The 12796-nt window shown below is 64.2% G+C and carries 12 protein-coding genes and 1 tRNA gene; 11 read left to right on the forward strand and 2 right to left on the reverse strand.

What is annotated here, in order from left to right; all coding sequences use genetic code 11:
• Nucleotides 1-32 precede the first annotated feature (32 nt).
• From ACGLHT_RS19505 to ACGLHT_RS19525, 5 genes are all read left to right on the forward strand, one after another.
• The gene (locus tag ACGLHT_RS19505) at nt 33-1322 is read left to right on the forward strand and encodes an OprD family porin (RefSeq protein WP_025340434.1); all 1290 of its coding nucleotides are present in this window, start codon (nt 33-35) and stop codon (nt 1320-1322) included.
• Nucleotides 1323-1368: 46 nt separating this feature from the next.
• On the forward strand, nt 1369-2349 hold the full coding sequence (locus ACGLHT_RS19510; RefSeq protein WP_274120330.1) for a tripartite tricarboxylate transporter substrate binding protein: 981 nt from the start codon (nt 1369-1371) through the stop codon (nt 2347-2349).
• Nucleotides 2350-2549: 200 nt separating this feature from the next.
• The gene (locus tag ACGLHT_RS19515; protein WP_274078335.1) at nt 2550-3008 is read left to right on the forward strand and encodes a tripartite tricarboxylate transporter TctB family protein; all 459 of its coding nucleotides are present in this window, start codon (nt 2550-2552) and stop codon (nt 3006-3008) included.
• Nucleotides 3009-3011: 3 nt separating this feature from the next.
• On the forward strand, nt 3012-4526 hold the full coding sequence (locus ACGLHT_RS19520; protein WP_085614236.1) for a tripartite tricarboxylate transporter permease: 1515 nt from the start codon (nt 3012-3014) through the stop codon (nt 4524-4526).
• The gene (locus ACGLHT_RS19525) at nt 4519-5550 is read left to right on the forward strand and encodes an AbrB family transcriptional regulator (protein WP_137162306.1); all 1032 of its coding nucleotides are present in this window, start codon (nt 4519-4521) and stop codon (nt 5548-5550) included. The genes ACGLHT_RS19520 and ACGLHT_RS19525 overlap by 8 nt, the downstream gene beginning before the upstream one ends.
• 120 nt (nt 5551-5670) lie before the next feature.
• Here the strand turns inward: ACGLHT_RS19525 and ung are convergent, their stop codons facing one another.
• A complete protein-coding gene (ung, locus tag ACGLHT_RS19530; protein ID WP_075046180.1) occupies nt 5671-6363 on the reverse strand; it encodes a uracil-DNA glycosylase in 693 nt (230 codons plus the stop codon).
• 126 nt (nt 6364-6489) lie between these two features.
• Between ung and ACGLHT_RS19535 the strand changes: the two genes are divergently transcribed.
• Nucleotides 6490-7596 carry an enoyl-CoA hydratase/isomerase family protein gene (locus ACGLHT_RS19535; protein WP_025340440.1) on the forward strand — a complete coding sequence of 369 codons (1107 nt, stop codon included), beginning with the start codon at nt 6490-6492 and terminating at the stop codon, nt 7594-7596.
• A gap of 130 nt (nt 7597-7726) precedes the next feature.
• On the opposite strand, the gene ACGLHT_RS19540 is transcribed toward ACGLHT_RS19535, so the two are convergent.
• Nucleotides 7727-8179 (reverse strand): hypothetical protein, encoded by a 453-nt coding sequence (locus tag ACGLHT_RS19540; RefSeq protein WP_025340441.1) that lies wholly within the window; start codon nt 8177-8179, stop codon nt 7727-7729.
• 143 nt (nt 8180-8322) lie between these two features.
• On the opposite strand from ACGLHT_RS19540, the gene ACGLHT_RS19545 reads away from it, so the two are divergent.
• The 5 genes from ACGLHT_RS19545 (at nt 8323) to ACGLHT_RS19565 (ending at nt 12629) form a co-directional block, all read left to right on the forward strand.
• Nucleotides 8323-8535, forward strand: a complete 213-nt coding sequence (locus tag ACGLHT_RS19545) for a cysteine-rich CWC family protein (protein ID WP_015271611.1) — start codon at nt 8323-8325, stop codon at nt 8533-8535.
• A 9-nt stretch (nt 8536-8544) separates the two neighbouring features.
• Entirely contained in the window at nt 8545-9237 is a 693-nt protein-coding gene (locus tag ACGLHT_RS19550; RefSeq protein WP_137162307.1) for a pseudouridine synthase, read from the forward strand.
• A gap of 448 nt (nt 9238-9685) precedes the next feature.
• Entirely contained in the window at nt 9686-10573 is an 888-nt protein-coding gene (gene phaG, locus ACGLHT_RS19555; protein ID WP_137162308.1) for a (R)-3-hydroxydecanoyl-ACP:CoA transacylase, read from the forward strand.
• A 111-nt stretch (nt 10574-10684) separates the two neighbouring features.
• Nucleotides 10685-10758: transfer RNA gene (locus tag ACGLHT_RS19560), tRNA-Gly, on the forward strand.
• A gap of 164 nt (nt 10759-10922) precedes the next feature.
• The gene (locus tag ACGLHT_RS19565; RefSeq protein WP_137162309.1) at nt 10923-12629 is read left to right on the forward strand and encodes a SulP family inorganic anion transporter; all 1707 of its coding nucleotides are present in this window, start codon (nt 10923-10925) and stop codon (nt 12627-12629) included.
• The last annotated feature ends 167 nt before the right edge of the window (nt 12630-12796 follow it).

The raw sequence follows: 12796 nt of genomic DNA on the forward strand, positions 1-12796 counted from the left end.
ACGAATAAGAACAATAAACGGAGCCATCAGTGATGCTGTCATCGCAGCCGCAGGCGTTCGCGCCTACCCGTTCCTTTGCCGCACGCCCCTCCGCCATCGCCAGCGCCCTTGCGCTTGCCGGTGTCGCCCCGATGAGCCAGGCCGCCTTCTTCGAAGACAGCACGGCCACCTTCGAAACCCGCAACATGTACTTCAACCGCGACTTCCGCGACGGCACCAGTGCGCAGCAATCCAAGCGCGACGAGTGGGCCCAGGGCTTCATGCTCAACTTCGAGTCTGGCTACACCGATGGCACCGTGGGCTTCGGCCTGGATGCGCTGGGCATGCTCGGCATCAAGCTCGACTCCAGCCCCGACCGCACCGACACCGGCCTGCTGCCGACCCACGATGACGGCAAGGCCGCCGACGAGTACTCCAAGCTCGGCCTGACCGGCAAGGTGAAGGTGTCGCAGACCGAACTGAAGATCGGCACGCTGATCCCCGAACTGCCAACCCTGCAGCCCAACGATGGGCGCATCCTGCCGCAAACCTTCGAAGGCGGCCTGCTCACCTCGAAGGAGGTCAAGGGCCTGACCTTCACCGGCGGCCGACTGGACAAGGCCAAGGACCGCAACGATACCAACTGGGAAGACCTGGCCCTGAACAACAAGAACGGCCGCTTCGGTGGCTCGTTCAGCGCCGACAACCTGGACCTGGCCGGCCTCGACTACCAGTTCACCGATCGCATCACCGGCAGCTACCACTTTGCCCAGCTCGACGATATCTACCGCCAGCACTTCATCGGCATGGTCGCCACCCAGCCATGGGGCCCGGGCACCTTCGGCGCCGACCTGCGCCTGGCGGTGAGTGACGACGCCGGCGCCGCCAAGGCCGGCAACATCGACAACACCACCGTCAACGGCATGCTCAGCTACGCCCTGGGCGGGCACAAGGTCAGCGCCGCCTGGCAGCAGCTGTCCGGCGACAGCGCCTTCCCGTACGTCGATGGTGCCGACCCGTACCTGGTCAACTTCGTCCAGATCAACGACTTCGCCGGTGCCGACGAGCGCTCCTGGCAGGCGCGCTACGACTACAACTTCGCCGCACTCGGCGTGCCCGGCCTGACCTTCATGACCCGCTACATCAGCGGCGACAACGTCAGCCGCGCGGCCGGTGGCGAGGGCAAGGAGTGGGAGCGCAACACCGAACTGAAGTACGTGGTACAAAGCGGCCCGTTGAAGAACGTCGCCGTGCGCCTGCGCAACGCCACCTTCCGCTCCAACTTCGCCCGCGACGCGGACGAGGTGCGGCTGCTGGTGAGCTACAGCGTGGCGCTGTGGTAACCCCATAGCGATAACTTGATAACAACAACGCTCACGGAGATAGACGATGACCTTTTCACTGCGCCGCCTCGTCCTCGCTACCGGCTGCCTGCTGCTGGCCGGCAACGCCCTCGCTGCCGAACCGAAACGCCCCGAATGCATTGCCCCCGCCTCGCCCGGCGGCGGCTTCGACCTGACCTGCAAACTGGTGCAGAGCGCCCTGGTGCAGGAAAAGATCCTCACCAAGCCGATGCGCGTCACCTACATGCCCGGCGGTGTCGGCGCGGTGGCCTACAACGCCGTGGTCGCCCAACGCCCGGCCGATGCCGGCACCCTGGTGGCCTGGTCCAGCGGCTCGCTGCTGAACCTGGCCCAGGGCAAGTTCGGCCGCTTCGACGAAAACGCGGTGAAATGGCTGGCCGCCGTCGGCACCAGCTACGGCGCCATCGCAGTGAAAAGCGACTCGCCCTACAAGACCCTCGACGACCTGGTCGCGGCGTTGAAGAAAGACCCGAGCAAGGTGGTGATCGGCTCCGGCGGTACCGTCGGCAGCCAGGACTGGATGCAGACCGCCCTGATCGCCAAGGCCGCCGGTATCAACCCGCGTGACCTGCGCTACGTGGCCCTGGAAGGCGGTGGCGAAATCGCCACGGCGTTGCTGGGCGGGCATATCCAGGTAGGCTCGACCGACATCTCCGACTCCATGCCGCACATTCAGAGCGGCAACATGCGCATCCTCGCGGTGTTCTCGGAAAACCGCCTGGACGAGCCCGAGATGAAAGAAATCCCCACCGCCAAGGAGCAGGGCTACGACATCGTCTGGCCGGTGGTACGCGGTTTCTACCTGGGGCCAAAGGTGAGCGACGAGGACTACGCCTGGTGGAAACAGTCATTCGACAAGATGCTGGCCTCGGAAGACTTCGCCAAGCTGCGTGACCAGCGCGAACTGTTCCCCTTCGCCATGACCGGTGCAGAGCTGGACGGCTATGTGAAGAAGCAAGTGGCTGACTACAAGGCACTGGCCAGGGAGTTTGGCCTGATCCAGTAACACTGGCCGGAGTTACCACAATCCCTGTGGGAGCGGCCTTGTGTCGCGATGGGCCGCACAGCGGCCCCTGTCTCAGCCGATGCGATGCTTCAGACAGATCGCAGTGGCAGGTTTTGCGGCCGCTTCGCGCCCGATCGCGACGCAAGGCCGCTCCCACAGGATTTGCATCTCGCTTGAGCGATCCCAACGAGGATTCCTTCATGATCCTGCAACGCATCTTCGCCCTGGCCCTGCTGGCGGTGTGCGCCACCCTGGCCGTGATGGCCTGGCCTTACCAGGCGGCGTTTTCCTATGAACCGGTGGGCCCGCGCGCCTACCCGCTGTTGATGCTCGGCCTGCTTGGCCTGGGCCTGCTGTACCTGGTGTTCCGCCCCACGCCCATCGTGCGCAAGGACGACGAACCGGAACTGGACCGCGAAACCCTGATCAAGATCACCGCCTGCGTCGGCCTGCTGATCGTTTTCGCCAGCACCTTCGAAGCCCTGGGCTTCATCCTCAGCGCCATTCTGGTCGGCGTGCCCATGGCCCGCCTGTACGGCGGCCGCTGGCTGCACAGCGCCATCGTGGTGGTGGGCATGAGCCTGTTCCTCTACTGGCTGTTCGACCGCGTGATGGACGTGCCCCTGCCCCTTGGCCTGCTGAGCGTACTGGAGAACTGACACATGGATACCTTGAGCTACCTGGGCCAGGGCTTCGGCGTCGCCCTGTCCCCCTACAACCTGGTCACCGCCCTCTCCGGCACGCTGATCGGCACCGTGGTCGGCCTGCTGCCGGGCCTGGGCCCGATCAACGGCGTGGCCTTGCTGATCCCCATCGCCTTCGCCCTCGGCCTGCCGCCGGAATCGGCGCTGATCCTGCTGGCGGCGGTGTACCTGGGCTGTGAGTACGGTGGGCGCATCAGTTCGATCCTGCTGAACATCCCCGGCGAAGCCTCGACCGTGATGACCACCCTCGATGGCTACCCGATGGCCCGCAATGGCCTGGCTGGCGTGGCGCTGTCGCTGTCGGCCTGGAGTTCGTTCATCGGTGCGCTGATCGCCACCTGCGGCATGGTGCTGTTTGCCCCGCTGCTGGCGAAATGGGCAATCGCCTTCGGCCCGGCGGAGTACTTCGTACTGATGGTGTTCGCCATCGTCGCCCTCGGTGGCATGGCCGGCGACAAGCCACTGAAAACCTTCATTGCCGCACTGATCGGTCTGTTCCTGTCGGCAGTCGGCATCGACGCCAACAGTGGCGTGTACCGCTTCACCGGCGACAGCGTGCATCTGGCCGACGGCATCCAGTTCGTGGTGCTGGTGCTGGGCCTGTTCTCCATCAGCGAAATCCTCCTGCTGCTGGAAAAGACCCACCATGGCCACCAGGCGATCAAGGCCACCGGGCGCATGCTGTTCAACTTCAAGGAAGCGGCCTCGGTGTTCGTGGTCAACATCCGCTGCGGCCTGCTGGGCTTCATCATGGGTGTGCTGCCTGGCGCCGGTGCAACACTGGCCAGCGCCGTGGCCTACATGACCGAAAAACGCCTGGCAGGTGACAAGGGCAAGTTCGGCAAGGGCGACGCCCGCGGCCTGGCCGCCCCGGAAACCGCCATCGGCGCCTCCTGCTGTGGCGCCCTGGTACCGATGCTGACCCTGGGCGTCCCCGGCTCGGGCACCACTGCGGTTATGATCGGCGCTCTTACCTTGTACAACATCACCCCGGGCCCACTGCTGTTCGAACAGCAGCCAGACATCGTCTGGGGCCTGATCGCCTCGCTGTTCATCGCCAACATCATGCTGGTGATCCTCAACATCCCGATGATCCGCATCTTCACCCGCATTCTCGCCGTGCCGAACTGGGCGCTGGTGCCGGTGATCGCCATCATCACGGGGATCGGAGTGTACGCCGTGCATGCCACCACCTTCGACCTGTTCCTGATGGTCGGCATCGGCATCATGGGCTATATCCTGCGCAAGCTGGACTTCCCGCTGTCGCCGATCCTGCTCGGTTTCATCCTCGGTGGGCTGATGGAGCAGAACCTGCGCCGGGCGCTGTCGATCTCCAACGGCGAACTGGGCATCCTCTGGTCGAGCCCGATCAGCATGTCGGTATGGGTACTGACCATTTGCATGCTGACCCTGCCGCTGCTGCGCATCTGGCGCAAACGCAGCCAGCAGCGCCGGGCGATGGCCGATGCCTGATCGCTCGTTGCCGTTGTTTGTCGCGACCGGGCTGGTCGGCCTCGCTGGCGGTTTTGCCGCCAGCAAGGTCGGCTGGCCTTTGCCGTGGATGGTCGGCTCGTTGCTGGCGATCATCCTGGTACGCTGCCTGACACCCTGGCAGCTGCCGGAAATCCCCAATGGTCGCAAATGCGGGCAGTGGATCATCGGCATCGGTATCGGCCTGCACTTCACCCCGGCGGTGATCGAGCAGGTGGCCAGCCATTTCGCGCTGATCTTCTTCGGCGCACTGTTCACCACCCTGTCCAGCGTGATCAGCGTATGGCTGTTGCGGCGCACCGGTGAAGACCGTGCCACGGCGTTCTTTGCCAGCATGCCGGGCGGTTCGGGGGAGATGGTCAACCTTGGCGCGCGCAACGGCGCGGTGCTCAGCCAGGTAGCGGCGGCGCAGAGCCTGCGCGTGCTGGCGGTGGTACTGTGCGTGCCGGCGCTGTTCAAGTTCCTGCTGGGTGACGGGGTACCGCTGAATCACACCGGCAGTGTGAGCTGGGGCTGGCTGGCGCTGATTGCGCCGCTGGGCGTTGCCGTCGCCCTGCTCTGGCAGCGCTTGCGCCAGCCCAACCCGTGGCTGTTCGGGCCATTGCTGATGGCAGCCACCGTGAGCCTGGCGGGCAACCTGCAGATAACCCTGCCCAATGGCGCCAGCCAGATCGGCCAGTGGTTGATCGGCAGTGGCCTGGCCTGCCACTTCAACCGCGCGTTCTTCCGCCGCGCACCGTCGTTCCTGGGGCGTACCCTGGTGGCCACGGCGTTGTGCATGGCGATTGCCGGCAGCGCCGCTTGGGTATTGAGCGTGATGACCGCGCTGGATCTGCGCTCGCTGACATTGGGGATGATGCCGGGCGGAATTGCCGAGATGAGCCTGACGGCAGAGACACTGCAGCTGTCGGTGCCGCTGGTGACGGCGCTGCAGGTGATGCGCTTGTTGTTCGTGCTGTTTCTGGCAGAGCCGTTGTTCCGGGTGTGGAACGCAACCCCGGAATGACTGTGACGGCCTCTTCGCGGGTAAACCCGCTCCTACAGGGACCACACAAGCCCTGAGGGTAGTGCGGTACCTGTGGGAGCGGGTTCACCCGCGAAGCAGGCGACGCGTTCTTTCAGGTGATCACAGCGGCGGCAACGCCCAGTTGATCGGCGCCAGCCCGCGCTGCTGGAGGAAACTGTTGGCCCGGCTGAAATGCCCGCACCCCAGGAACCCACGGTAAGCCGACAACGGCGATGGATGCACCGACTTCAGCACCAGGTGCTTGGTCCCGTCGATCAGCTTCTGCTTGCTTTGCGCATGCGAGCCCCACAGCAGGAACACCACGTTCGGGCACTGCTCGCTGACCACCTGGATGACCCGGTCGGTAAAGAACTCCCAGCCCTTCTTGGCATGCGACGCGGCATTGGCGCGCTCCACGGTCATGGTCGTGTTGAGCAACAGCACGCCCTGCTCGGCCCAGCTCTGCAGGTAGCCATGGTTGGCAATCGGGATGTTCAGGTCGCGCTGCAGCTCCTTGTAGATGTTGACCAGCGACGGTGGCGTGGCCACGCCCGGCTGCACCGAGAAGCACAGGCCATGCGCCTGGCCCGGCCCGTGGTACGGGTCCTGGCCGAGGATGACCACCTTCACCTGGTCCAGCGGCGTCGAGTTGAGCGCATTGAAGATCAACGGCCCTGGCGGGTAGATCTCTTTGCCGGCGGCGTACTCGCCGCGCAGGAACTCGCGCAGCTGATGCATGTAGGGCTGGTCGAATTCGGCGCGCAAGGCGGCCTTCCAGCTGGGTTCGAGTTTGATGCGATCGTCGTCAGTCATGGGGCCTTCCATAAACAATGGCGCGACACTAGGTAAGCCCTTCCCGCTTGTCAAACGATCCGACCGACGACCGGCATGTTCGGCCAGGCAAGCCATACTTGTCCGATGACTTGCGCGAGGTAGTCCATGACCATTCATTGCGAGGTACTCACCGGCGCCGATGGCGCCCGCATCGGCATCGCCACCCTGGATGCGCCCAAGGCGCTCAATGCCCTGAACCTGCCGATGATCGAGGTATTGGGCGAACAGTTGCACGCCTGGGCTCGCGACCCCGGGATCGTCTGCGTGCTGCTGCGCGGCAACGGTGCCAAGGCCTTCTGCGCCGGCGGTGATGTGCGTGCGCTGGTGCAAGCCTGCCGCGACCACCCCGGCAGCGTACCCCCGCTGGCCGCCACCTTCTTCGCCGCCGAATATCGCCTGGACTTTGCCCTGCACACCTATCCCAAGCCGCTGCTGTGCTGGGGGCACGGGCATGTGCTGGGCGGCGGCATGGGTCTGCTGCAGGGCGCCAATGTACGCATCGTCACCCCCAGCAGTCGGCTGGCCATGCCGGAAATCAGCATCGGCCTGTACCCGGACGTGGGCGCCAGCTGGTTCCTTGCCCGCCTGCCGGGCAAGCTGGGGTTGTTCCTCGGCCTGACAGGCGCGCCGATCAATGCTCATGACGCCTTGGACCTGGGCCTGGCCGACCGCTTTCTGGGTGAGTACCAGCAAGAGGCGCTGATCGAAGAACTGCTGCAACTGAACTGGCAGGAACAGACTGCCCTGCAACTGAACAGCCTTCTCAAGGCCGAACAGCACCGCGCCTGCGCCGAGTTGCCCGAGGCCCAGTGGCTGCCGCGGCGACAGGTGATCGATCAGTTGCTCGACGTGGCCGACGCAGCCGCCGCCTGGCGTGCGCTGGAGGGGCTCAAGCACCACGACGACCCGCTACTGGCAGATGCCGGCCAACGGTTGCATGAAGGTTGCCCGCTGACCGCACACCTGGTGTGGGAACAGATCCGCCGGGCACGGCACCTGTCGTTGGCGCAGGTGTTCCAGATGGAATACAGCATGAGCCTGAACTGCTGCCGCCACCCGGAATTCAGCGAAGGCGTGCGTGCGCGCTTGCTGGACAAGGACAACCAGCCGCACTGGCACTGGCCCGATGTGGCGCAAGTGCCGGCGGCGGTGGTGGAGGCGCATTTTGCCAAAGTGTGGGAGGGTCGGCATCCGCTGGCGGATCTCGGGTAGCTTCGAGAAGCTGGGGCTGCCTTGCAGCCCATCGCGACACAAGGCCGCTCCTACAAGCGGATCGCGGTCCCCTGTGGGAGCGGCCTTGCGTCGCGAAAGGGGCGCAACGCGCCCCCGAATGTCAATTCATCTACCGCTGCCAATTCCCCCCTTGCCCATGCCCACGCCGCCCGTCCCCGCGCCGGTCACCATCCCCACGGCCGTTGGAGTGCCAACGGTCATTCTGCTGGTAGCGCTGGCTGCCACCGCGATAATCATGACGGTCCCGGTCGCGCCCATAGTCATACCGCTGGCGGTTGCCATAGTCATAGCGTGGGTTGCCATGCCACTGCTTCATCCCCGGCTGTGGATGAGACCGGTAGTGAGGCGCAGGCGCCGAGCGGTAGTAGTAGCGCGGCGCCGGCTGGTAGTAATAGCGCTGTTGCGGCGTTACGTAATAGCGGTCATAGCGGTAATAATCCGGTGACACATAACGGTCGGAATAGTAGTGGTCCGACCGGTAATAGCCCCCGCTCTCGTAGTACGGAACGCAGGCGGAAGTCATCAGCCCCAGCAGGGCGATCAACAGGATTCGATAGGACATGGCGGCCTCCTGGACCGCTGGAGTGCCCGAACAGCGGCGCTGGCGAGCATCGATGCGAAATGCGATCATCGACATTGAATAAGACAGTGCCGCCAAGGTGCAGTGCCATTTCTGCAACAATTTGATACAGGTGAGCGGCAGCCATGCCCGACAACCAGCACTGCCCCGCTTGTGGCGCCCTCAACCAGTGCAGCCTGGCCGACCCGCGCCGGGCCACCCAGGCCTGCTGGTGTTACAGCGTGACCATCGACCCTGCCGTGCTCGAGGCCCTGCCCGCCGAACTGCGCGACAAAGCCTGCCTGTGCCCGCGCTGCGCCGCCGTCGAAGAACAACTTCGCTCCCCCGCTTCCGACTGACCGTTTGCCATGCGCCTCGACCGTTTCCTCGCCAACCTGCCCAGCCACAACCGCCAGCAAGTCCGCCTGATGCTGGCGCAACGCCGCGTGCGGGTGGATGGCCAGGTGGTCAGCGACCCGCTGGCCGAGGTGCGCGAATTCAGCCGCGTGGAGCTGGACGACCAGCTGCTGCAGGCTGGCCGCCCGGCGCGCTACCTGATGCTGCACAAGCCCGCTGGCTGCGTCAGCGCCACCCAGGACCCGCAACACCGCACCGTGCTGGACCTGCTGCCCGCCGCGTTGCGTGAGGACCTGCACATTGCCGGGCGCCTGGACTTCAACACCACCGGCCTGATCATCCTGACCAACGATGGCCAATGGTCACGGCGGCTTACCCAGCCCACGACAAAGCTGCCCAAGCACTACCTGGTGGAAACCGAGGACGAGATTGGCGAGCACTATGTGGCCAAGTTCCTGGAGGGCTTCTACTTCGCCTTCGAAGACCTCACCACCCTGCCCGCCCAGCTGGACATCCTCGGGCCGCGCCAGGCGCGGCTGGCAATCGTCGAAGGGCGCTATCACCAGGTGAAGCGCATGTTCGGCCATTTCGACAACAAGGTGGTGGGGTTGCATCGGGAGAGCATGGGGGCGATCCGGCTGGACCCGGGGTTGGCGCCAGGGGCGTTTCGTGAGCTGACGGCAGATGAAATAGCGACGGTCTAGATTGGCTGGTCCGGCCTCTTCGCGGGCATGCCCGCTCCCACAGGTACCCCACAGGCCTCCGGGCTGGTGTGATCCCTGTGGAAGCGGGCGAGCCCGCGAAGAGGCCGGACCAGACAGATCAGGGTCGTCATACGACCGCTCAGCGACAAAAGTCACATTTTCCCCCGAACGGCACTTGCGGGATCCCCGGCCCACTGCTTGAATCCAAATCGTCAGTCTGCATGTGACTACCAAGTCACGCCCGCAGTCGAAGACACCTTTTGCCGGCCACCCAGGGCCTCGATGCCTTGGGGCACGGCAAATTGCCCACCAAAAACAATACCGTCGACGCACGTGCCAAGGATCGACACAGGGCCCCCCGGTTTCTCTTCAGGCAAATGCCTACCTGTCATAAAGAACGTGCACCCTAGGTGACGCGAATACCCTTTTTGCGCCAGGAGTCGATGACATGAGGCCAGAAATCGCTGTACTTGATATCCAAGGTCAGTATCGGGTTTACACGGAGTTCTATCGCGCGGATGCGGCCGAGAATACGATCATTTTGATCAATGGCTCGCTGGCCACCACGGCCTCGTTCGCCCAGACGGTACGTAACCTGCACCCGCAGTTCAACGTAGTACTGTTCGACCAGCCATACGCGGGCAAATCCAAGCCGCACAATCGCCAGGAACGCTTTATCAGCAAGGAGACCGAAGCACATATCCTCCTCGAGCTGATCGAGCACTTCCAGGCAGACCACGTGATGTCGTTCTCGTGGGGTGGCGCAAGTACGCTGCTGGCGCTGGCGCACCAGCCGCGGGGTGTGAAGAAGGCTGTGGTGAGTTCTTTCTCGCCGGTGATCAACGAACCGATGCGTGACTACCTGGACCGCGGTTGCCAGTACCTGGCCGCCTGCGACCGCTATCAGGTCGGCAACCTGGTCAACGACACCATCGGCAAGCACCTGCCGTCACTGTTCAAGCGCTTCAACTACCGCCACGTCAGCAGCCTGGACAGCCACGAGTACGCGCAGATGCACTTCCACATCAACGAGGTGCTGCAACATGACCTGGAGCGGGCGCTGGATGGTGCACGCAATATCGACATCCCGGTGCTGTTCATCAACGGCGACCGCGACGAGTACACCACGGTCGAAGATGCGCGGCAGTTCAGCAAGCACGTGGGCCGCAGCCACTTCAGCGTGATCCGCGACGCAGGCCACTTCCTGGACATGGAAAACAAGACCGCTTGCGAGGACACCCGCAGCGTCATGCTGGGGTTCCTGAAGCCAACCATGCGTGAGCCTCGTCACCGTTACCAGCCTGTAAAACAGGGGCAGCATGCATTGGCCATCTGAGCAGCTCGGCGTCCTGTGGATGAGACCCGCAAGCCAGGGGGCGCCGACAAGCTTTTTTATAACTTGGGCTTCTAATTCGTTGAGGGTTCTGGTAAAAAGTGCTGCGCAAACGCGGGTATAGTTTAGTGGCAAAACGAAAGCTTCCCAAGCTTTAGTTGAGGGTTCGATTCCCTCTACCCGCTCCACATCGCATTCCCGCATGGCGTTCCCGCAACGTCATCGCTGTCAAAAGGGGCCCAGGCTCCTTTTTTCGTTTCTCCCCCTCCCTTTGACCTGCCCCATGGCCATTTGCCTGCCGATCCGCTTCAATGCGTGGATGGATTCGTGAAGCATTTCGAAAGGACGACGCATGTTTCTCTCCCGCTGGCTACCGGGCCTTGCCAACCTGCTGCACTACCGCCGCGAGTGGTTCCACGCCGACCTGCAGGCCGGCCTCTCGGTGGCGGCGATCCAGATTCCCATTGCCATCGCCTACGCGCAGATCGTCGGCCTGCCGCCGCAGTACGGCCTGTACGCCTGTGTGCTGCCGATGATGGTCTACGCCCTGATCGGCAGCTCGCGCCAGCTGATGGTAGGCCCTGATGCCGCCACCTGCGCGATGATCGCCGGCGCCGTGGCGCCGTTGGCCATGGGCGAGCCGCACCGGATTGCCGAACTGTCGGTGATCGTCACCTTGCTGGTCGGGGTAATGCTGATCGCGGCCGGGGTGGCCCGGGCCGGGTTCATCGCCAGTTTCTTCTCGCGGCCGATCCTGATCGGCTATCTCAACGGTATCGGCCTGAGCCTGATCGCCGGGCAGTTGTCCAAGGTGGTGGGGTTCAAGATCGAGGGCGACGGCTTCATCCTCAGCCTGATCAACTTCTTCCAGCGCCTGGGCGAAATCCACTGGGTGACGCTGCTCATCGGCCTCGCCGCACTGGGCCTGCTGATCTGGCTGCCACGGCGCTACCCCCGCCTGCCCGCGGCGCTGACGGTAGTGGCGCTGTTCATGCTGCTGGTCGGCCTGTTCGGCCTCGACCGCTTCGGCGTCGCCATTCTCGGCCCGGTGCCTGCCGGCATCCCGCAGTTGGCCTGGCCACACAGTAACCTGGCAGAAATGAAAAGCCTGCTGCGCGACGCCCTGGGTATCGCCACCGTCAGCTTCTGCAGCGCCATGCTCACCGCACGCAGCTTTGCCGCCCGGCACGGCTACGCGATCAACGCCAACCACGAATTCGTCGCCCTGGGCGTAAGCAACCTGGCTGCCGGCGTTTCCCAGGGTTTTGCCATCAGCGGCGCAGACTCGCGCACGGCGGTCAACGACATGGTCGGTGGCAAGAGCCAGCTGGTGGGCATCATCGCCGCGCTGGTCATCGCCCTGATCCTGCTGTTCTTCACCGCGCCGATGGCGTGGATTCCGCAGGCCGCGCTGGGCGCCGTGCTGCTGATGGCCGGCTGGGGGCTGATCGACATCAAGTCGCTGGGGCACATTCGCCGCCTGAGCCGCTTCGAGTTCTGGCTGTGCCTGCTGACCACGGTCGGGGTGCTGAGCCTGGGCGTGCTGCCCGGTATCGTGTTTGCCGTGACCCTGGCAATCCTGCGCCTGCTGTACAGCATCTATCAGCCCACCGACGCGGTGCTGGGCTGGCTGCCGGGCACCGAAGGCCAGGTGGACATCCGCAAACACAAGGATGCCCGCACCGTGCCAGGCCTGGTGGTGTACCGCTTCGACGACGCGATCCTGTTCTTCAACGCCGACTACTTCAAGATGCGCCTGCTTGAGGCGGTGCAGAGCCAGGACCAGCCCAAGGCCGTGCTGTTCGATGCCGAAGCGGTAACCAGCATCGACGTCAGCGGCATCGCCGCCCTGCGCGAAGTGCGCGACACCCTGGCCGCCCAGGGCATCTTCTTCGCCATCGCCCGCGCCCGCGGCACCTTCCTGCGCATGCTGGTGCGCTCGGGGATGGCCCGGGAGATGGAAGACAAACTGCTGTTCGGCTCGGTGCGGGCGGGCATTCGCGCCTATCGGGTTTGGCGTAACAGGAGTCGCAGTGTGAAGGTGACCGAACAAGGCTGACGGGCGAGTTGATGCCACAAATTTGCCTCCTACAGAGAAAAGGACTACTCGGCATTCGGAAAAGGATGATGGGCTAGCGACAACCTTGTTCGCTAGCCTCGTTTTCCCGCTCTGAAAACACGGCCGGGCACTCCCTTATCTGTAGCGCTGGATAACCGGCAGCTACG

It is taken from the genome of Pseudomonas sp. PsB (genome assembly GCF_043658375.1).
Lineage (GTDB): Bacteria > Pseudomonadota > Gammaproteobacteria > Pseudomonadales > Pseudomonadaceae > Aquipseudomonas > Aquipseudomonas putida_Z.